20 protein-coding genes are annotated in these 18,612 nt (G+C 64.7%); 12 read left to right on the top strand and 8 right to left on the bottom strand.

What is annotated here, in order from left to right; genetic code table 11:
- Positions 1-5: 5 nt before the first annotated feature.
- Positions 6-167, bottom strand: a complete 162-nt coding sequence (locus QHC78_RS00960) for a DUF1328 domain-containing protein (protein WP_087780828.1) — start codon at positions 165-167, stop codon at positions 6-8.
- A 271-nt stretch (positions 168-438) separates the two neighbouring features.
- Positions 439-1,605 (bottom strand): aromatic ring-hydroxylating oxygenase subunit alpha, encoded by a 1,167-nt coding sequence (locus QHC78_RS00955; protein WP_319741999.1) that lies wholly within the window; start codon positions 1,603-1,605, stop codon positions 439-441.
- A gap of 271 nt (positions 1,606-1,876) precedes the next feature.
- Here QHC78_RS00955 and QHC78_RS00950 point away from each other — a divergent pair, with 271 nt between their 5' ends.
- The 4 genes from QHC78_RS00950 to QHC78_RS00935 all read left to right on the top strand — a co-directional run bounded on the left by QHC78_RS00950 (position 1,877) and on the right by QHC78_RS00935 (position 5,435).
- On the top strand, positions 1,877-2,134 hold the full coding sequence (locus QHC78_RS00950) for an exodeoxyribonuclease VII small subunit (RefSeq protein ID WP_319742719.1): 258 nt from the start codon (positions 1,877-1,879) through the stop codon (positions 2,132-2,134).
- 4 nt (positions 2,135-2,138) lie between these two features.
- Complete coding sequence (locus QHC78_RS00945; RefSeq protein ID WP_413816392.1) at positions 2,139-3,041, top strand: polyprenyl synthetase family protein; 903 nt, start codon at positions 2,139-2,141, stop codon at positions 3,039-3,041.
- A gap of 15 nt (positions 3,042-3,056) precedes the next feature.
- The gene (gene dxs / locus QHC78_RS00940; RefSeq protein WP_319741998.1) at positions 3,057-4,943 is read left to right on the top strand and encodes a 1-deoxy-D-xylulose-5-phosphate synthase; all 1,887 of its coding nucleotides are present in this window, start codon (positions 3,057-3,059) and stop codon (positions 4,941-4,943) included.
- Positions 4,944-5,156: 213 nt separating this feature from the next.
- A complete protein-coding gene (locus QHC78_RS00935) occupies positions 5,157-5,435 on the top strand; it encodes a helix-turn-helix domain-containing protein (protein ID WP_319741996.1) in 279 nt (92 codons plus the stop codon).
- A gap of 24 nt (positions 5,436-5,459) precedes the next feature.
- On the opposite strand, the gene QHC78_RS00930 is transcribed toward QHC78_RS00935, so the two are convergent.
- Positions 5,460-5,945 carry a YajQ family cyclic di-GMP-binding protein gene (locus QHC78_RS00930; protein ID WP_319741995.1) on the bottom strand — a complete coding sequence of 162 codons (486 nt, stop codon included), beginning with the start codon at positions 5,943-5,945 and terminating at the stop codon, positions 5,460-5,462.
- Between the two features lie 123 nt (positions 5,946-6,068).
- Between QHC78_RS00930 and murB the strand changes: the two genes are divergently transcribed.
- Complete coding sequence (gene murB / locus QHC78_RS00925; protein WP_319741994.1) at positions 6,069-7,121, top strand: UDP-N-acetylmuramate dehydrogenase; 1,053 nt, start codon at positions 6,069-6,071, stop codon at positions 7,119-7,121.
- A gap of 33 nt (positions 7,122-7,154) precedes the next feature.
- On the opposite strand, the gene QHC78_RS00920 is transcribed toward murB, so the two are convergent.
- The 3 genes from QHC78_RS00920 to QHC78_RS00910 form a co-directional block, all read right to left on the bottom strand.
- Complete coding sequence (locus QHC78_RS00920) at positions 7,155-7,907, bottom strand: glutamine amidotransferase (RefSeq protein ID WP_319741993.1); 753 nt, start codon at positions 7,905-7,907, stop codon at positions 7,155-7,157.
- Positions 7,904-9,130 (bottom strand): argininosuccinate synthase, encoded by a 1,227-nt coding sequence (locus tag QHC78_RS00915; protein ID WP_319741992.1) that lies wholly within the window; start codon positions 9,128-9,130, stop codon positions 7,904-7,906. The genes QHC78_RS00920 and QHC78_RS00915 overlap by 4 nt, the downstream gene beginning before the upstream one ends.
- 340 nt (positions 9,131-9,470) lie before the next feature.
- Positions 9,471-9,929: a MarR family winged helix-turn-helix transcriptional regulator gene (locus QHC78_RS00910; RefSeq protein WP_319741991.1), complete on the bottom strand. Its 459-nt coding sequence runs from the start codon at positions 9,927-9,929 to the stop codon at positions 9,471-9,473.
- Between the two features lie 93 nt (positions 9,930-10,022).
- Here QHC78_RS00910 and QHC78_RS00905 point away from each other — a divergent pair, with 93 nt between their 5' ends.
- The gene (locus tag QHC78_RS00905; RefSeq protein ID WP_319741990.1) at positions 10,023-10,487 is read left to right on the top strand and encodes a DUF2798 domain-containing protein; all 465 of its coding nucleotides are present in this window, start codon (positions 10,023-10,025) and stop codon (positions 10,485-10,487) included.
- Between the two features lie 16 nt (positions 10,488-10,503).
- On the opposite strand, the gene argF is transcribed toward QHC78_RS00905, so the two are convergent.
- Entirely contained in the window at positions 10,504-11,454 is a 951-nt protein-coding gene (gene argF, locus QHC78_RS00900) for an ornithine carbamoyltransferase (RefSeq protein WP_319741989.1), read from the bottom strand.
- Positions 11,455-11,851: 397 nt separating this feature from the next.
- On the opposite strand from argF, the gene QHC78_RS00895 reads away from it, so the two are divergent.
- Positions 11,852-12,184 (top strand): DUF3579 domain-containing protein, encoded by a 333-nt coding sequence (locus QHC78_RS00895; protein WP_319741988.1) that lies wholly within the window; start codon positions 11,852-11,854, stop codon positions 12,182-12,184.
- A 180-nt stretch (positions 12,185-12,364) separates the two neighbouring features.
- Here QHC78_RS00895 and rpsT read toward each other — a convergent pair whose 3' ends face one another.
- Positions 12,365-12,628: a 30S ribosomal protein S20 gene (gene rpsT / locus QHC78_RS00890; protein ID WP_319741987.1), complete on the bottom strand. Its 264-nt coding sequence runs from the start codon at positions 12,626-12,628 to the stop codon at positions 12,365-12,367.
- 188 nt (positions 12,629-12,816) lie between these two features.
- Here rpsT and murJ point away from each other — a divergent pair, with 188 nt between their 5' ends.
- From murJ to QHC78_RS00865, 5 genes are all read left to right on the top strand, one after another.
- Entirely contained in the window at positions 12,817-14,385 is a 1,569-nt protein-coding gene (murJ, locus tag QHC78_RS00885) for a murein biosynthesis integral membrane protein MurJ (protein WP_319741986.1), read from the top strand.
- Between the two features lie 14 nt (positions 14,386-14,399).
- The gene (locus tag QHC78_RS00880) at positions 14,400-15,332 is read left to right on the top strand and encodes a helix-turn-helix transcriptional regulator (RefSeq protein WP_319741985.1); all 933 of its coding nucleotides are present in this window, start codon (positions 14,400-14,402) and stop codon (positions 15,330-15,332) included.
- Positions 15,333-15,446: 114 nt separating this feature from the next.
- Positions 15,447-16,427, top strand: a complete 981-nt coding sequence (locus QHC78_RS00875) for a tripartite tricarboxylate transporter substrate-binding protein (RefSeq protein ID WP_319741984.1) — start codon at positions 15,447-15,449, stop codon at positions 16,425-16,427.
- A 2-nt stretch (positions 16,428-16,429) separates the two neighbouring features.
- Positions 16,430-17,599 carry an enolase C-terminal domain-like protein gene (locus QHC78_RS00870; protein WP_319741983.1) on the top strand — a complete coding sequence of 390 codons (1,170 nt, stop codon included), beginning with the start codon at positions 16,430-16,432 and terminating at the stop codon, positions 17,597-17,599.
- Between the two features lie 64 nt (positions 17,600-17,663).
- Complete coding sequence (locus QHC78_RS00865; RefSeq protein ID WP_319741982.1) at positions 17,664-18,566, top strand: fumarylacetoacetate hydrolase family protein; 903 nt, start codon at positions 17,664-17,666, stop codon at positions 18,564-18,566.
- Positions 18,567-18,612 lie beyond the last annotated feature (46 nt).

Genomic DNA, 18,612 nt, shown 5'->3' with positions numbered 1-18,612 from the left:
TCAGATTATTTTCGGAACAGGCCGCTCAGGAGCGACAGGACCGCAAGCACGATGAAAATGAAAAACAATATCTTCGCGATGGATGCGGCGCCGGCGGCAATGCCGCCAAACCCCAGAACCGCCGCGATGATGGCGATGACGAAAAATACGACTGCGTAATGCAGCATCTTTTTCTCCCGTCTTGTGGCCGGTGGCGAAGTGGGGGGAAACCTCATGAAAGCCCCGGACCTTGTCCAGAAGCTACGCGCCGGACTGGGGGTTGACAAGGCGGCAGTGTATATATTTGTAAAGATGCGCCCCGGTGCAGGCGAGTATGTATTTATTGCCGAACCAAGCGCGACGCGAGGCGGAAAGCCAAGGGTTGGGGCGGTAGGTAGGTAAAAAAGAAAAGCGCCCCGGGCGGGGCGCTTGCGATGGGCAGTCGGCTAGGTTACGACTTTACATATTTTCCGGCTCGTTCATCACTTTCCGATACCATTCGTGGAAATGCTGCATCCCGTCTTCCATGGGAGATTGATATGGGCCGGCTTCGTCCACGCCTCGTTCCATTAATGCGCGGCGGCCGGCATCCATACGTTCGGCAATCTCGTCGTCTTCGACGGCGGTTTCCATGTACGCGGCCTGCTGGGCCTCGACAAAATCCCGTTCGAAATGGACGATTTCCTCCGGATAATAGAACTCGACGATATTGACGGTTTCCTGCGGACCCTTGGGATATAGCGTCGACAATACCAGCGTGTGCGGATAGAGCTCGATCATGTGGGTCGGGAAATGCGTGACCCAGATGGCGCCGAACTCCGGCGCGCTGCCATCGCGATAGGCGAGCAAGGCGTCGTGCCAGCGCTGGTAGACCTCCGACCCGGGGTGGGCAAGGGCGTTATGCACCCCGACCCGTTGCAGGCTGAAGTACTCGCTGAATTCCCAGCTCAGGTCGTCGCACGTGACGAAGCGCCCCAACCCTGGATGGAACGGGCCGACGTGGTAGTCCTCGAGGTATACCTCGATGAAGGTCTTCCAGTTGTAGTTGCACTGGTGAACCTCCACCCGGTCGAGCACGTACTCGCTGAAGTCGAACTCCGGGCGGCCCGCCAGCGCCGAGAGTTCCTGCGCGACGTTGCGCCCGCCCGTGCGGGGCGCCTCGAACAGGGAGCCATTCCACGCTTGCAGCGGGAATCGCTGCAGGTCGAGCCCGGGCGTCTCGCTGAACAATGGGGCGCCGATCAGCTTGCCGCCGGCGTCGTAGGTCCAGCGATGGAGCGGGCACACGATATTGCCCGGACGGCCGAGGTTGCCGCTGCACGGGGCGGCTTGTTTTTCCTGGCCGGCCTGGTACTGGCCCAGCATGAGCGCTTGCCGGTGCCGGCACACGTTGGACAAAAGCTCGATCCCGTCCTGGTTGCGCACCAGAACGCGGCCGTTGTTTTCGTGCGTGAGGGTACGGTAGTCCCCGACTTCGGGAACGCCTTTCTCGTGCCCCACATACATGGGGGCCTGGCCAAAAATGGTTTGCATTTCGCGCGCGAAGCGCGCTTTATCGAAATAGGCACTGACGGGGAGCTGCGCTCGGCTCGCCGTCACATGTGCCACGCGACCGATATCGGTCATGACTTCCCTCCGCGAGAGTTGTGAAGCCAGCATGGTTGCGAAACCACCCCTTACGCGACCTGGAGCGGTGTGTGAACTTCGCAGCGGGTGCTGGCGCGAAGAAAATGATCTGCCCGATCAAGCCCTCTATTGTACCCCGGACGGCGGGATAAGTCCCCGCTTCCGCCAAGTCCGTTGGCCTGGGCGAAAGCGGGCCGCTGCGTCCGATCCCGTACAATTCCAGGTTCGATGCAGTGACCAGATCCAGGAGGCTTGATTGGCCGACAAACTAGTGAATGTTCCCGACGTCGGGGCGGATTCGACCGCTCCGCAGGCCCTGCCTCAGGACTTCGAGACCGCGCTGGGCGAGCTCGAGGCGTTGGTGGCAATGATGGAGGATGGTTCCATGCCGCTCGAGTCTTCGCTGGCGGCCTACCGCCGCGGCGTGGAGCTGGTGCGCGTATGCCAGGACCGGCTCGCTCGCGCCGAGCAGCAGGTGCGCGTCCTGGAGGGAGAACTGTTGCGCCCCTTCGACGAGGCCGGGGATTGAGTTGATGACCGGCAGTCGCGACGGGTTTTCTTCCTGGATGGCAGCGTGCGGCGAGCGTGCCGAGCAAGCATTGGCGCGGGCGCTACCCGAGGAGAACGCCGTGCCGCACTCTTTGCACCGGGCCATGCGCTATGCGGTCCTCGGGGGCGGCAAGCGGGTGCGTCCCATGCTTACCTATGCGGCCGGGGAGGCCTGCGCGTCCGGGGGCGGCAACGACGCCGCGCTGGACGCGGCCGCGGTAGCCGTGGAACTCATTCATGCCTATTCCCTCGTCCATGACGACATGCCGTGCATGGACGACGATGTCTTGCGCAGGGGCCGGCCGACCGTGCACGTGGAGTTCGGCCAGGCTACCGCGCTGCTGGCGGGGGATGCCTTGCAGACCCTGGCCTTCGAGGCCCTCGGGGGGATGCCGATCGCGCCGGGCCTGACGGTGCAGGCGCTGCAGGTACTGGCCGCCGCCGCAGGAAGCCGGGGCATGGCGGGCGGACAGGCCATCGATCTGGACAGCGTCGGCAAGGCGCTGGGCCGCGAGGAGCTCGAAGCCATGCATCGCCTCAAGACGGGAGCCCTGCTGCGGGCGAGCGCCGCGCTGGGCGGTATCGTGGTCGGCGCCAGCTCGGCGCAGCGCGCCGCGCTCGATGGCTATGCCCAGGCCGTGGGCCTCGCTTTCCAGGTGGTCGACGACATTCTCGACGTCACCGCCGATTCGGCCCGGCTCGGCAAGACCGCAGGAAAGGACGCCGCCGCCGACAAGCCTACCTATGTATCCATTCTGGGCCTGGAAGAGGCCCAGGCCCTGGCGGAGCGCCTGCGCCAGGCGGCGCACGAGGCCATCGCTCCGTTGGGTGCGGGCGGTGCCCGCCTGGCCGCGCTGGCTGATTTCATCGTCCTGCGCGACCGCTGAACGGAGATGCTCCACATGGCAACCAATTTGCTGGACCGTATCGATTCTCCGGCCGATCTGAAAAAACTGGACCGCTGCCAGCTCTCGGCCTTGGCCGACGAGCTGCGCGCCTTCGTACTGGAGTCGGTTTCCCGCACCGGGGGCCACCTGTCGTCCAACCTGGGCACGGTGGAACTCACCCTGGCGCTGCACTATGTGTTCGATACCCCCCGTGACCGCATCGTCTGGGACGTGGGGCACCAGACCTATCCTCACAAGATCCTCACCGGCCGGCGCGCCGGCATGGCAACGCTGCGGCAGCAGGGCGGGATTTCCGGGTTTCCCCGCCGCAGCGAATCCGAGTACGACGCCTTCGGCACCGCCCATTCGTCCACGTCGATCTCCGCGGCGCTGGGCATGGCAGTTGCCGCGCGCAACGCGGGCATCGAACGCAAGCACATCGCCGTCATCGGCGATGGCGCCATGTCGGCCGGCATGGCCTTCGAGGCCTTGAACAATGGCGGCGTCATGCCGGACGTCGACCTGCTGGTGATTCTCAACGACAACGACATGTCGATTTCACCGCCGGTCGGGGCTCTGAACCGCTACCTGGCGCGCCTGATGTCGGGCCGGTTCTACGCCGCTGCCCGCAACGTCGGCAAGGCCGTGCTGTCCCACGTGCCGCCCGTGCTCGAACTGGCGCGGCGGATCGAGGAGCACGCCAAGGGCATGGTGACCCCCGCAACCATGTTCGAAGAACTCGGTTTCAACTATGTGGGGCCGATCGACGGGCATGACCTGGACTCGCTGATTCCGACCCTGCAGAACATGCGCAAGCTCTCCGGGCCGCGCTTCCTGCATGTGGTGACGCGCAAGGGCCAGGGCTACAAGCTGGCCGAGGCCGATCCCGTGCTTTACCACGGGCCCGGGAAGTTCGATCCCGCGGTGGGCATCAGCACGCCGGCCACTCCGCCGAAGAAGACCTTCACACAGGTATTCGGCGACTGGCTATGCGACATGGCACAGGCCGATACCCGTCTCGTGGGCATTACGCCGGCCATGCGCGAAGGCAGCGGGCTGGTCGAGTTCGAGCGGCGCTTTCCTGACCGCTATTTCGACGTGGGCATCGCCGAACAGCACGCCGTGACTTTTGCCGGAGGGCTGGCCTGCGAAGGACTCAAGCCGGTTCTTGCCATCTACTCCACGTTCCTGCAGCGGGGCTACGACCAGTTGATCCATGACGTCGCGCTGCAGAACCTGGACGTCACCTTCGCGCTGGACCGTGCCGGGCTGGTGGGAGCCGACGGCGCGACGCACGCAGGCAACTATGACATCGCCTTCGTGCGCTGTGTGCCCAATATGGTCGTGGCCACGCCGTCGGACGAGGCCGAGTGCCGCTTGCTGTTGTCCACCTGTTACCAGTATCCCGGTCCTGCTACGGTTCGCTACCCGCGCGGCGCGGGCCGGGGAGCCACGCCGGCTCCCGGACTGGAGACCGTGCCCCTGGGCAAGGGTGTCGTGCGTCGCCAAAGCAGCCGTACCGGCGACGACAACCCGGCCGGTGTCGCGATCCTGGCGTTCGGCACGCTGGCCGTTGCGGCGTTGCGAGCGGGCGAGGCGCTGGACGCCACGGTGGCCGACATGCGCTTCGTCAAGCCCATCGACCGCGAGCTCATTCTCGATCTGGCCAGCCGCCATGCCGCGTTGGCGACCGTGGAAGAAGGCAGCATCATGGGCGGAGCAGGCAGCGCGGTATGCGAAGTGCTGAACGAGGCGGGTGTCACGCTGCCGGTGCTGCAACTGGGCTTGCCCGACCGCTTCATCGACCATGGGGACCAGGCAACGCTGCTGGCCGGCCTAGGGCTGGATGCCGCCGGAATCGAGCGCTCCATACGCGCGCGCTTTGCGGATTGGGTGAGTTGAGGAACTGAACGGGGCGCGACTCCTCCGTTCGGCTGAGGACTGCTCGGCCATGCGGACGAGTCGGCCCACGACCGAGGGTTAGCCCGGTATGTGCCGCGCCCGGTCACGGGCAAAATTGCTGTAACCGAGGGCTTGCGATGCGTTGCAGCAGCCTTTGGTAAGGGTGATGTATAAGCGGTAGATATAACAGGCTGTCGTGGGGAGTATGCGCCAATGCCCGCACCACTGAGGTCCCCCAATCCGTCGGCGTCCTTGACGACGCTGCGCGAGATTCTCGGCTACAACGTCCGAGCGTTTCGAGTCGCGCAGAAAATGTCACAGGAGCAGCTCGGATTTGCTGCCCATCTCGACCGGACGTTCGTCAGTCAAGTCGAACGTGCGCGCGTGAACATATCCGTCGACAACATCGAGAAACTGGCCAAGGCGCTGGAACTCGATCCGGCGATGCTGTTCAAGCGCCCGACGCTCGTTGACCAGACGGGGCGGCCCTGACCCGCGCGAGCGGGTTGGGCTGCGTCAGTCCCGGAAATTCTCGAAACCGAGAGGCAGGTCGGTAACGTCTTTTTTCAGCATCGCAATCGTTGTTTGCAGGTCGTCCCGCTTGGCCCCCTGGACACGCACGGTGTCCCCCTGGATGCTCGCTTGCACCTTGAGCTTGCTGTTCTTGACCAGCGCGACGATTTTCTTCGCAGCGTCCTGTTGCACGCCATTGCGCACGGTCAGCACTTGCTTGACCTTGTCGCCGCCGATTTTTTCTACCTTGCCGTGGTCGAGAAAGCGCACGTCCACGTTGCGCTTGGTCATTTTGCTTAGCAAGACGTCCCGCACCTGGTTCAGCTGGAATTCGCTGTCGGCGTAGGCCGTGAGCTCTTTCTCGGTTTGCTCGACGCGTGCGTCCGAGCCCTTGAAATCGAAGCGGGTGCCGATTTCCTTGTTGGTCTGGTCCACGGCATTGCGCAATTCAACCAGGTTGGGTTTGCAGACGACGTCGAATGTGGGCATAAGGAGGCTCCCTGTCATGCGGCCATGGGCCGATCTATGGAATAGCCAGAATTGTAGTCAAGTAAGATGGCGGAGCGCTGCGGGAAATCCGTTCCCGTTCGGTCTGTTTTGCTGGTGATCAGATTGGTTGCTGTTGCTGATTTCGATGCGTCGGGAGGGCTGGTGCCGCGGGCCCGGGACTTGTCCGACCTCAATACCTTTGCCCTGGTCAGCCAGGCGTCCGCCTATGTCCAACTGCGCTCCGCTGGCGACCTGCCGCGGCTGGCGGAGCTGGCGACCCGCTACGAGAGCTTGCTGGTGCTGGGCGGCGGCAGCAATGTCGTGTTGCCGTCCGCTATCGGCGGACTGGTGGCCCACGTCGCGCTGCGGGGCGTGCGGCTGGTCGGAGAGGATGAAGAATCGCGCATCGTGGAGGCGGCGGCCGGGGAGTCATGGCATGATTTCGTTACCCAGTGTGTCGCGCGCGGCTGGGACGGGCTGGAGAACCTGGCCTTGATTCCCGGCACAGTGGGTGCGGCGCCGGTCCAGAACATCGGCGCGTACGGCGTCGAGCTATGCGACCGGTTTGCCGGCCTGACTGCCTACGACCTGCATAGCCGCCGCTGGGTGGACATGGAAGCGGCCGAATGCGCGTTTGCCTATCGGGACAGCATCTTCAAGCACGAGCCCGGACGCTGGGTCATCACGGCCGTGCGCATGCGACTGCCCAAGCGCTGGCAACCGGTGCTCGAATATCCGGATCTGCGCCGGTATCCCGGGCTGGCGGCCGCGCCGACCGCGCGCGACATTTTCGGTGCCGTATGCGAGATCCGCCGCAGCAAGTTGCCCGATCCCGCCACACTCGGCAACGCGGGCAGCTTTTTCAAGAATCCCGTGGTACCCGCGAACCGCTATGAAGCTTTGCAGGCCCGCTTCCCGGGCCTGGTGGGCTATCCCCATGGCGGGGATGCCTACAAGCTGGCAGCGGGCTGGCTCATCGACCGGTGCGGCTGGAAGGGCAGGCGCATGGGGCCGGTGGGCGTGCATGAGCGGCAGGCCCTGGTGCTGGTGAACTACGGCGGGGCCAGTGCCGACGACGTGCTAACACTGGCAGCGGCCGTGCGCAGCGACGTAGGCGAGCGCTACGGTGTGGAATTGGAGATCGAGCCCGTGGTGGTAGCGGCGCCGCGCCGCTAAGCTCGGCACCCTGAGCGTCTCGGGCTGCCGCCGCTACGCCGCTTCGCGCAGGCGGACGTGGCGTTCGACGAAGCGCAGCAACAACTGCTGCGCCTCCGGCGTCGGCCGGATGCCGGCGTTCAATGCATCCACGTCCAAGCCTTCCGCGCTCAACTGCGGCCGGTAGTGCGCCACATAGGTGTCCATGATGCCGGGGCTGAATTCGGGATGGTATTGGCTGGACACGACGCAGTCGCCGTATTGAATGATCTGGTGGGCGTCATGTTCCGAGCGGGCCAGCACGGTCGCACCCGGCGGCAGCTCGATCACGCTCTGCTGGTGGATGAGGTGGGCAGGGAAGCGGCGCGGCAGCCCTTGCAGCAGTGGAGAGCTGGCTGCGGTCTCCAGCAGCTCCACGAGTTGGGTACCGACTTCGCGTCCGCGCGGATGGTAGTCGATTCTTCCGCCCAAGGCATGGGCCAGCAACTGGTGCCCGTAGCAGATGCCGAAAATCGGCAGGTTCTTATCGACGGCCTGCCGTAGCCACTCAGCGGTCCTCTCGCTCCACGCGGCGCCGTCCGTGACCATGGCCGGCGATCCGGTAACGATCGCGGCCCGATAGCGCGACGGAGGTTCGATCGCCGCGCCCTCGTGCACCGGTATGACTTCGACTTCGTCAGGGCGCAACCCTGCCGCCCGGCAAATCATCTGGCTGAACGAACCGTGCCGGCTGGATATGGCCTCGGGCGGCGTCCCGGTCTGGATGATGGCCAGGGGCTGGAGGGCTTGATCGGCAGGCCCGCTCATCCGCGTTTGCGGCGAGCGTTTTCCGCGATGCGCATGCGCAGCGCGTTCAACTTGATGAAGCCGCCCGCGTCAGCCTGGTCGTAGGCGCCGCCGTCGTCGTCGAACGTGGCGATGGTCTGGTCGAACAGGGTGTTCTTGGAATCCCGGGCCACCGTGTAGACGTTGCCCTTGTAGAGCTTCAGCCGCACCCATCCGTTGACGGCCTGCTGGGTATGGTCGATCAGGACCTGCAGCGCCTTGCGCTCGGGGCTCCACCAATAGCCGTTGTAGATCAGGCTGGCGTAGCGCGGCATGAGGTCGTCCTTGAGGTGGGCGACTTCGCGGTCGAGCGTGATCGATTCGATCGCGCGGTGTGCGCGCAGCATGATCGTACCCCCGGGGGTTTCGTAGCAGCCGCGCGACTTCATGCCGACGTAGCGGTTCTCGACCAGGTCGAGCCGGCCAATACCGTGCTTGCCGCCGAGCTTGTTCAGTTCGGTAAGCACTTCCGCCGGGGTCATCCGCTTGCCGTTGAGCGCGACGATGTCGCCACGCTCGAATTCGACGTCGAGATACTCGGGCGCATCGGGGGCGGCTTCCGGAGCCACCGTCCAGCGCCACATCGATTCCTCGGCCTCGGCCTTGGGATCTTCCAGGTGGCGGCCTTCGTAGCTGATGTGCAGCAGGTTGGCGTCCATGGAATACGGGGCGCCACCCTGCTTGTGCTTCATCTCTATGGGGATCCCGGCTTTCTCGGCATAGGCCAGCAGCTTTTCACGCGAGAGCAGGTCCCACTCGCGCCACGGCGCGACGACCTTGATGCCCGGTTCCAGCGCGTAATAGCCCAGCTCGAAGCGGACCTGGTCGTTGCCCTTGCCGGTCGCCCCGTGGGAGACCGCGTCCGCCTTGACTTCGCGGGCGATCTCGATCTGGCGCTTGGCGATCAGCGGCCGGGCGATCGAGGTGCCGAGCAGGTATTCGCCTTCGTAGACGGTATTGGCGCGGAACATCGGGAAGACGAAGTCGCGGACGAATTCCTCGCGCAGGTCGTCGATGTAGATGTGCTCGGGCTTGATGCCGAACTTCAGCGCCTTGGTGCGTGCGGGCTCGAGCTCTTCACCCTGGCCGATGTCGGCGGTGAAGGTGACGATTTCGCACTGGTAGGTATCCTGCAGCCATTTCAGGATGACGGATGTGTCGAGGCCGCCCGAGTAGGCAAGTACGACCTTCTTTACTTCGCTCATTGATATTCCCAGGACATGGACGGCCCGCGCATGGGGCATGGCGGTGCGGCTTTCTGGCCGGTCGAGGTCACCGGATATGGGGTACACCCGCGGGGGGCGCTCCGTGCCATATGCGCGGGATCGTGCAATCGCCCCCCGGCCTCACAAGGGCGATCGGGTATTGTACCCAATCATGGCGGGTGCGGGCGGGGCCGCCTTCATAATTGTGCAATGAACAACAGCCGGCGCGGCGAGTCGGGACGACAGCGGATCCGCGGGGCCCCTCGGATCCTGCTTCCCGGCTGAGGGGTTTCGGCACAAAGTACCCGGCATAAGGTGGCCCGGGTGAAGATTCTGCGCTTCAGGGGCCCTGGGGCGCGTCCGCTTGCGCGTGCGCACGCATCCGGGCCAGCAGCGCCGCGAGCATTTCCCGCTCGCCCTCGTCCAGGCCGGCCAGCAGCCTCGCCTCGGCGGCGAGCTTGGCGGCCTCCAGCGCAAGGATGTACGGCCCCGCCGCTGGCGTTACGGCCAGGAGGTGATGGCGGCTGTTCCGGGGCGACGGCGTCCGGGTTAGCAGGCCGTCCTGCTCCAGGTCGCGGACCATTCTGGCAATCTGCGCCTTGTCGCGGCCGGTCCGCTCGGCAAGCGCCTTCTGGGAGCAGTCCGGCATCCGGTCGATCAGCTCCAGCAGGCTGATCGCCAGCGGCGTGCAGGCCATGTCGCCCCGTGCGGCGATATGGCGCCCCAGGTCAGCCTTGATGGTCAGGAACAGGCCGATCAGGTCGTCGACCACTGGCGTGGAGCGGGATGGCTCGCTCATGCGTAAGGTGCCTCTCCGATTTTATGGGTTGATTTTATCAACTCAAATTTTATAATGGCTGTTCCGAGTCTTGCTCGCCCCGCCATCCCGCTCATGCCACCCAGTCCCGCCATCAGGCTTCGCCTGTTGGGTATCCAGACCCTCATCGCGCTGCTGCTCAGCGCATTTATTACCGTCGTCAACTACGGCCTTGAGCCTGGTTTTCTGCTGAATTGGCTGAAGGGCTTCGTCAGCGCCATGATCGTGATCCCGATCGCCTTGCGGGCCATGCCGCTTATCGCTGGATTCTGGCGGCGGGTGCTGGGCCAGCGGCCGGATTGGCTGATCCGCATCACCATGGCCATTACGGTGGCCTGCCTAATCGAAGGCGTGGTTTCGCTGGCGATTACGCTCGTGCAGCACGGGCCGCAGGCGGGCATGCTGACCATGTGGGGGCACTCCTTTATCAAGGCGCTGCCCATCGGTCTGCTGATCGGCTTTACCATGGCCTTTGTCGTCATGCCGCGCATCCAGCGGCTGCTGGCGCAGCAGGGGGCTTCTCCTGCCGTGCCGCGCTAATGGCACGCGTGCCGCTTTATTGCCTGCCCAGCAGCAGGAATTCCATCAGCGCCTTTTGCACGTGCATGCGGTTTTCGGCTTCGTCCCAGACCACGCTTTGGGGGCCATCGATGACCTCGGCCGTGACTTCCTCGCCCCGGTGGGCGGGCAGGCAGTGCATGAAAACCGCGCCCGGGTCGGCCACCGCCATCATTTCGCCGTCGACGCACCAGTCGGCAAAGGCCGCGCGCCGTTCTTCGTTCTCGGCCTCGAAGCCCATGCTGGTCCACACGTCCGTCGTGACCAGGTGGGCGCCCTTGCAGGCCTCCATGGGGTCGGCGAATTGCTTGAGGCGCTCGGCGTCCACCACGCCGGCTCGTTCGGGTTCGAGCTCGTAGCCCGGCGGGGTGGAGACATGGAGGTTGAAATCCAGTAGCTCGGCCGCCTGCAGCCAGGTGTTGCACATGTTGTTCGAGTCGCCCACCCAGGCGACCGTCTTGCCCTGGATCGAGCCGCAGTGTTCGATGTAGGTGAAGATGTCGGCCAGGATCTGGCAGGGGTGGAATTCGTTGGTCAGGCCATTGATGACGGGCACGCGCGAGTTCGCCGCGAAGCGCTCGATCTTGGTCTGCTCGTAGGTGCGGATCATGACCAGGTCGACCATGCGCGAGATGACCTTGGCGGAGTCCTCGATAGGCTCGGCCCGGCCCAGTTGCGAATCACCCGTGGTCAGGTGGATGACCGAGCCGCCGAGCTGGTACATGCCCGCCTCGAACGAGACGCGGGTACGGGTACTGGCCTTTTCGAACACCATGGCAAGCGTGCGGTCGCTCAGAGTGAAATGGGGTTCGTAGTTCTTGAATTTGCGCTTGATGAGTGCGGCGCGGGAGAAGAGATACTCGATCTCGTCGCGCGTGAAGTCGTTGAACTGCAGGAAATGCCGCAGCGGGGGGATCTGTTTCGAATCTTGTTGGGGGGATGCGTTCATACGACGCCTCTGGCAGAGAGTTGCCGAATCAGCGGGCGGTGCGAGGCACCGGGGCGGGCATCGACTCAGCGGCTCGTTTCGCGGAAAAGGTCAATGATACCCGACGCTCCGTGACGGGCGATGGACCACGGCGCAGGCAAGACGCGGGGTTGGGCATCCGGGGCGCCCGCTGCCGGCCACGCCGCGGTAGAGGGGAGATGGAGCGATAAGCTACAATACTCAGCTGTCCTTCCGGGGCGTTGCCCGCACCTGCTGCGCCTGCCATCGCTGCGCACGGGCGACCCGATCGGCGCGTGCTTGCGTGTCCATACGGCTATGCAACGGCGATCGGGCTCAGAGATCTAACGGGTTCACGAGACCTTTTCACCGCGGAGATCTTTCCGCACACACATTCACGATGGCTGAAAGCGTCAGGCAGTTCGTTATCCAGGGTATTACTTCCAGCGGCAGCAAGTTCCGCCCCAGCGATTGGGCAGAACGCCTGGCCGGGGTCATGTCGCCGTTTCGGCCCAAGGGTAGCGTCGCCAGTCCCTACACGTATTCCCCGTATGTCGTGCCGACTTTCATCGATGGCGTGAAGTGTGTGGTAGTCGACGAGCGATTGCGAGCGCTGGAGCCCCTGGCCTGGCAGTTCGTGATCGATTTCGCCCGCGACAATGATTTGCGCACGGTCGAGGCCTGCCTGATTCCGGACGCTGCCGACAAGACCGACAAGAAACCGGACGGCTGACGCTACGCGAAGGGCGGGGCAGCTCTGCGAGGCCGCCGCCTTACGTTGCCGGCAACGCCCGGTGGCGGTCAGCCTTGGTCTTGCGCACACTTTGGACGAACGAACGCCAGCCCGGCAGGAAAAAAACGTTCCCTGCCGGGCTGGCGTCTTGCGCGGCGCCGGAGCGCCACGCGGCAGATATCAGGCCAAGGCCTTGACGGCGGCGGCAAGACGGCTCTTGTGGCGAGCAGCCTTGTTCTTGTGGATGATTTTCTTGTCGGCGACGCGGTCGATGACGCTGGTGGCCTTTTGCAGCACTTCCGTGGCGGCGGCCTTGTCGCCAGCTTCCACGGCCTGGCGCACACGCTTGATCGACGTGCGCAGCATCGAGCGCAGGCTGGAGTTGTGCTTGTTGCGGGCCACGGCCTGACGGGCGCGCTTACGTGCTTGGACGGTATTAGCCATGAAAATTCCGTATCGAGTAGGGCGAAGACACGTCTTGCAATACGCGTGGCAGGAGCTTCGCAAAGCCAAAGACTATAGCCCTAAATGGCCGTAAAATCAAATGTATCCTGGTCTCATCACTGTAATACCAACACCGGCCTCATGCCAAGGCAACATACTCGCGCGGCGCGCCGCGTACAAGGTCACCCATGAATTTGCTGCGCGCCGCGGCCACCGTCAGTAGCTTCACCCTGTTGTCCCGCATTACCGGCCTGGTGCGCGATGTACTCATCGCCCGGGCCTTCGGCGCCGGCAGCCTGACCGATGCTTTCTGGGTGGCGTTCAGGATTCCCAACCTGTTGCGGCGCCTGTTTGCCGAAGGGGCATTTTCCCAGGCCTTCGTGCCCATCCTGGGCGAGGCCAGGAACCGCCATGCGCCCGAGGAAACGCGCCGGCTGCTCGACCATGTCGCGTCGCTGCTGACTTTTGCGCTGATGGCCGTCACAGCGGCCGGCGTCATCGCCGCTCCCTGGGTGGTCAGCGCCATGGGCAGCGGCCTGCGGGGTGCGGAGCGCGCCGGCGATTTCGATGCCGCCGTCTGGATGACGCGCATCATGTTCCCTTACATATTGTGCATGTCGCTGGTGGCCTTCGCCTCGGGCGTGCTCAATACGTGGCGCCGCTTCGGTGTGCCCGCCTTCACGCCGGTGCTATTGAACCTCGCTATGATTGTTGCCAGCCTCTGGCTCGCGCCCCGGATGGAAGTGCCGATCTATGCTCTCGCCATCGGCGTGATGGCTGGCGGCGTGGCCCAGCTGGCGGTGCAGTTCGCGGCGCTGGCACGGCTGGGCCTGTGCCCTCGGATCGGGCTGGGCCTGCGCCGGGCCTGGGCCGACCCCTACGTGCGGCGCATCCTGCGGCAAATGCTGCCCGCCATCGTGGGCGTCTCGGTGGCGCAGGTCTCGCTGTTGATCAATACCAACATCGCCACCTGGCTTGCGCCGGGCAGCGTCACCTGGCTCTCGTTCGCCGACCGGTTGATGGAGTTTCCCACGGCGCTGCTGGGCATCGCGCTCAGCACCGTGCTGCTGCCCAGCCTGTCGCAGGCGCACGCGGGCGGACGGGCCGATGAATACAGCGCCCTGCTGGACTGGGGCCTGCGCCTGACCCTGCTGCTGGGATTGCCGGCCTGTGTCGGCCTTGCGCTGATGTCCGAGGCGCTGGTCAGTACGCTGTTTCACTATGGCGCCTTTACCGCGGCCGACGTAGGGCAGACCAGGACGGCCGTGGTGGCGTACGCCATCGGGCTGATCGGCTTGCTGTCCGTGAAGATCCTCGCGCCCGGCTTCTATGCCCGGCAGGACATCCGCACGCCGGTGAAGATTGCGCTGGTAGTACTGGTCGCCACCCAGTGCTTGAACCTGGTGTTCGTGCCGTGGCTGCACCACGCCGGGCTGGCGCTGTCGATCGGGCTGGGGGCGTGCATCAACGCACTGGCCCTGCTGGTGGGGCTCCGCAGGCGGGGGGTCTACCGGCCCGGCCCGGGATGGCTTGGCTTTCTCGCAAGGCTTGCGCTGGCGCTGGTGGCCATGGGCGTGTTGCTCTGGCTGGCCGAGGCCCGCATAGACTGGCTGGGGCTGCAGAGCCAGGCGTGGATGCGCGCGGGCTTGCTCGCGGCCACCGTGGCCGGGGCGGCGGTGGTGTATTTTGCCGTGTTGTTCATGCTGGGATTCCGGCCGGGCGACTTCAGGCGCCGCGCCACGATTCCCCGGGAATAGGGAGCGCCGATGCGATGCTTGCCGCGCCGATCAATCGAACTAGCGAATTCCTGCCGCATACGGCGTTTTGGATACGCGATCAGGAAACGGCGATCCGGCAGCCGCCGCTGCATCGCCACGAGTACTTCCAGATTTACGTGAATCTGGCCGGCTGCACCGAGCATCGGCTGGGTGCGGCGATACGGCCCATCCGGCCCGGTACGCTGAGCTTCATCATGCCGCTGCGGGTCCATTGCATTCGCCATGTCGAGCACGCCGAGTTTTTCGTGATCAATTTCCGGCGCGATTTTCTGCGGCCGGAGTCGCGCATCGATCTGCTGGAGCTCGAAGACGTACCCATCGAGACCATGCCGGAACTTGCGCCGTTTCTATTCCAGGAACACCTGGATTTCAAACTCGGAGCGGAGGATCTGGAGGAAGTGCAGCTGCTTTGCAGGCGCATGCAGGCCGAGCATCGCGACGGCGGTTTTTTTGCGGCCGAACTTATCCGCGCCGATCTGTTCCGCCTGATCGGCCTGGTATGCCGGCGACATCTGGGCGATTTGCGGGCGTTGGCACAGACCACGATGCTGCAGGGAAGCCGCCGTGCGTCCTTGGCTCGCGTGAGCCGGTATATACGGGAACATCTGGGCGAACCTATTACCTTGGCCGACGCGGCGGCCGCCGCCTTTCTGTCGACGCATTACCTGGCGCATTTGCTCAAGCGCGAGACGGGCAGGACTTTTACCGAGATACTGACCGACCAGCGTATGGATCTTGCGTGCCGCATGCTGGTCGGTTCCTCCCGGCCCATCGCTGAGATTGCCGCGAGCGTGGGATTCCAGGACGAGGGCTATTTCGCCCGGCGCTTCCGGCAGTTGCATGGCGTGACGCCCAGCGGCTATCGCAGCCGGAAGGCCGCGCCCGAAGGAGCTGCCCGCGGGAACCAGGCACCAGCCCGCGCGTAATTTTGTCCAAATTGTCGCCAATCCAGTCCCTGTTGTCCGGTATCGGCGGTCCCTATACTTTTTCTCGACTGTACGAGCCGGCGACCGTTCCGGCCCGCGAGCAAGGGGATCACCATGAATCGACTGCTGCGCCGAATGAGCCTGGCCGCATGGCTTGCATCGTGCATCGCGGCGTCCGCCGTCGCCGCGGACGCCACCTATCCGAGTCGCCCTATTCGCATGGTGGTGCCCTATGCGGTCGGCGGCAGCACCGACCTGCTGGGCCGGCAGGTGGCCCAGCGGTTGGGAGCTGTGTTGGGCCAGCAGGTGTTTGTGGAGAACTTGGGCGGTGCGGGCAGCACGATAGGCACTGCCGCGGTAGCGCGCGCCGCCGCCGACGGCTACACCATCGGTCTGCTAGACACGGCCTTCGCTATCAACCCCGGCCTGTATTCCAACTTGCCGTACGACAGCCTGAAAGATTTTGATTTCCTATCGGTGGTGGCCACCGCCAACGGCGTATTGGTGGTCAATGCGAAACGGGTGAAGGCGCGGACCGTGGCCGAACTGGTAGAGGAGGCGCGGGCCAAACCCGACCAGCTCAGTTTCGCTTCCGCGGGGGCCGGCACGGTCGTACACCTGCACGGCGAGACCTTCAAGACCGCCGCCGGCATCAAGCTGCTGCACGTCCCTTACAAAGGCGCGGGACCGGCCATCGCCGACCTGCTAGGGGGCCAGGTGGACATGATGTTCAACCTGCCGGCGCTGGTGGTCCAGCAGGTGCGCAGCGGCGTACTGTTTCCCGTTGCCGTAACCGGTGCCAGGCGTTCCCCGCTGTTTCCGGAAACCCCGTCTTTCGCCGAAGCCGGGTATCCCGGCGTCGACGCGGTATCGCTATGGGTGATTGCTGCCCCCAAGGGGCTGCCTGCCGAGATCCATGACAAGCTGGTCGCCGCCATTGGGCAAGCGATGGAGGGTTCCGACATGGAAGCCAAGCTGACCGAGAGTTCGTTCGAGCGCACCGTCGTACCTTATCCGAAGAGCGTAGATTTCCTGCGCCAGCAGATGGCCAAGTTTGCCGCGGCTGTTAAGGCCTCCGGCGCGACGGTGAATTGACCATGCGCATCGTACGGATCGTGGAGCGGACCGTCGCGCTCAGGACGCCGCTCTCAAACGCACGTTCCGACTTCAGCCAGATGACGGCAACTATCGTTGCCGTGGTGTCTGACGTCGTGCGGGGTGGCCGCCCGCTGGCCGGTTATGCCTTCAACTCCTTCGGGCGCTACGCCTGCGGCGAGCAGATCAGGGAGCGGATCACCCCCCGCATCCTGGCCGCCGATCCGAATTCTCTGCTGGACTCCACGGGACGCAATCTTGATCCCATCGCTATCCACGCCTGTGGCCAGCAGCGTGAGCGGCGAGGCGGCTATGCCGAACGCTCCATCCCCATGGGGACGGTAGACGTAGCAATCTGGGATCTGGTGGCCAAGATCGAAGACAAGCCACTGCATGCCGTGCTTGCCGAACGGTACGGTGGCGGCACCGTGCGTACCCATGCACCGGTCTATGTGGGCGGCGGCTGGTATTTCCCGGGCCAGACGCCAGCGGACCTGAAGGCCGAGATGGCTCGCTATCGCGATGCTGGCTACGGTATGGTGAAGATGAAGGTGGGCGGCCCGTCGGTGGCGGAGGATTGCAAGCGGATCGAGGCAGTGCTGAGCGTGATGGGCGAGGGCGATGCGCTCGCTGTCGACGCCAGTTGCGCGTTTGGCCGCGAGGCCGCGCTGGCCTATGCCCGGGCCCTCGCCCCTTATCGCCTACGCTGGTACGAAGAGCCTTGCGATTTCCTTGAGTACGAGACCTACGCCGAACTGGCCCGAGCCTATGACGGGCCGCTCGCCACCGGCGAAAACATGGCCTGCGCCAAGGAACTCGATCATTTCCTGGCATACGGAGGTTTTCGCGCGGACCGCGACATCATCCAGGTGGATCCGCCACTGGCCTTCGGGATTACCGAATACCTCAAGGTGCTGGCCGTAGCCGCCAAGCATGGGTTTTCGCGCGCGGCCATGTATCCCCACGGCGGCAATCTGATGTGTCTCCATGTAGTGGGCGGGCTGGGGCTGGGCGGGTGCGAGTCGTATCCGGATACGTTCGGCATCTTCAGCGGTTTCGGCGAGGAGGTCGCCATTGCCGGCGGGCGGGCCAGCCTTCCACAGTCGCCTGGCATCGGCTTCGAACGTCAGCCCGCGCTCTACGCCGCGATGCGGGACCTGGCGGGCATCTGAACGTGTCGCAGAACAGTTGCAGCCTGCAACGCGCGACATTCGATCCATGAGGAAAGGAGTGAAGATGAAAATCGGACGGATGGCCACAGTGGCCGGACCGCATGTGTGCGCGATCGAGGAGGACCGCGTCGTCGACCTGGCGCTTGCCGCATACGCCGCGGGCCAGGACTGGATGGCCCCGCTGTTTCGGGACCTGCGGCTATTCCTGGCCGCGGGCGAGGCCGCGCGGGAGGCAGTCTGGCAGCTGGCGCGCACTGGGCCGGGCGCACCACTGGAGGAGGTGCGACTGCTGCCGCCGATCGAGGCCGGGTCCAAAATACTCGCGCACGTGGTGAATTACGCTGACCATGGTGCCGAAGGCAGGCTGACGCCGCCCGAACAGCCGTTCTTCTTCACCAAGCTGCCCGGCACGACGGTCGCACCCGGCGAGCCGATTTGCGGCCACCAGGCATCGCGCAAGGTGGACTATGAGGCGGAGCTGGCGATCGTCATCGGCCGGCAGGGGCGGGACATCGCCGAGCAGGACGCTTATGCCTACGTCGCCGGATACACCATCTGCAATGACGTGAGCTATCGCGAACTGCAGGCCAACGAAGCCGCGCCTTCCCTGACCGGCCGCTACGGCCAGAACTGGATCCAGGGCAAGAGTTTGGACCGTTCCTGCCCGCTGGGGCCCGCCGTCGCGCTGGCCAGCGACATTCCCCGGCCTTACCCGTTGCGGATTTCGTGCCGGGTCAACGGCGAATTGCGCCAGGATGCCTCGACGGAGCAGATGATCTACAAGGTGCCTGCGCTGATTGCGCATATCTCGCGCGCCATGACGCTGCAGCCCGGAGACATCATTGCTACCGGTACGCCGTCAGGTTGTGGGGTGGCCGACGGCCGCTACTTGCGGCCGGGGGATGTCGTGGAATGCGAAATCGAGCGCATCGGGACGCTGCGCAACACCGTCATGGCCGCCATTTAGGGTCCTGTTCCGGAGATCCGCTGTCCACCTGAGGCGGCGCCGGGCG

It is taken from the genome of Pigmentiphaga sp. (genome assembly GCF_033795525.1).
Classification (GTDB): Bacteria; Pseudomonadota; Gammaproteobacteria; order Burkholderiales; family Burkholderiaceae_B; genus Pigmentiphaga.
Note: the sequence above shows the minus strand (reverse complement) of the source record. Positions and strands in the feature narration are given on the sequence as shown.

What these genes read in the sequence shown, in the direction of transcription:
- QHC78_RS00960 (WP_087780828.1), bottom strand. Translation starts at nt 167, where the DNA reads ATGCTGCATTACGCAGTCGTATTTTTCGTCATCGCCATCATCGCGGCG.
- QHC78_RS00955 (WP_319741999.1), bottom strand. Translation starts at nt 1,605, where the DNA reads ATGACCGATATCGGTCGCGTGGCACATGTGACGGCGAGCCGAGCGCAG.
- QHC78_RS00945 (WP_413816392.1), top strand. Translation starts at nt 2,139, where the DNA reads ATGACCGGCAGTCGCGACGGGTTTTCTTCCTGGATGGCAGCGTGCGGC.
- dxs (WP_319741998.1), top strand. Translation starts at nt 3,057, where the DNA reads ATGGCAACCAATTTGCTGGACCGTATCGATTCTCCGGCCGATCTGAAA.
- QHC78_RS00935 (WP_319741996.1), top strand. Translation starts at nt 5,157, where the DNA reads ATGCCCGCACCACTGAGGTCCCCCAATCCGTCGGCGTCCTTGACGACG.
- QHC78_RS00930 (WP_319741995.1), bottom strand. Translation starts at nt 5,945, where the DNA reads ATGCCCACATTCGACGTCGTCTGCAAACCCAACCTGGTTGAATTGCGC.
- QHC78_RS00920 (WP_319741993.1), bottom strand. Translation starts at nt 7,907, where the DNA reads ATGAGCGGGCCTGCCGATCAAGCCCTCCAGCCCCTGGCCATCATCCAG.
- QHC78_RS00915 (WP_319741992.1), bottom strand. Translation starts at nt 9,130, where the DNA reads ATGAGCGAAGTAAAGAAGGTCGTACTTGCCTACTCGGGCGGCCTCGAC.
- QHC78_RS00910 (WP_319741991.1), bottom strand. Translation starts at nt 9,929, where the DNA reads ATGAGCGAGCCATCCCGCTCCACGCCAGTGGTCGACGACCTGATCGGC.
- QHC78_RS00905 (WP_319741990.1), top strand. Translation starts at nt 10,023, where the DNA reads ATGCCACCCAGTCCCGCCATCAGGCTTCGCCTGTTGGGTATCCAGACC.
- argF (WP_319741989.1), bottom strand. Translation starts at nt 11,454, where the DNA reads ATGAACGCATCCCCCCAACAAGATTCGAAACAGATCCCCCCGCTGCGG.
- QHC78_RS00895 (WP_319741988.1), top strand. Translation starts at nt 11,852, where the DNA reads ATGGCTGAAAGCGTCAGGCAGTTCGTTATCCAGGGTATTACTTCCAGC.
- rpsT (WP_319741987.1), bottom strand. Translation starts at nt 12,628, where the DNA reads ATGGCTAATACCGTCCAAGCACGTAAGCGCGCCCGTCAGGCCGTGGCC.
- murJ (WP_319741986.1), top strand. Translation starts at nt 12,817, where the DNA reads ATGAATTTGCTGCGCGCCGCGGCCACCGTCAGTAGCTTCACCCTGTTG.
- QHC78_RS00880 (WP_319741985.1), top strand. Translation starts at nt 14,400, where the DNA reads ATGCTTGCCGCGCCGATCAATCGAACTAGCGAATTCCTGCCGCATACG.
- QHC78_RS00875 (WP_319741984.1), top strand. Translation starts at nt 15,447, where the DNA reads ATGAATCGACTGCTGCGCCGAATGAGCCTGGCCGCATGGCTTGCATCG.
- QHC78_RS00870 (WP_319741983.1), top strand. Translation starts at nt 16,430, where the DNA reads ATGCGCATCGTACGGATCGTGGAGCGGACCGTCGCGCTCAGGACGCCG.
- QHC78_RS00865 (WP_319741982.1), top strand. Translation starts at nt 17,664, where the DNA reads ATGAAAATCGGACGGATGGCCACAGTGGCCGGACCGCATGTGTGCGCG.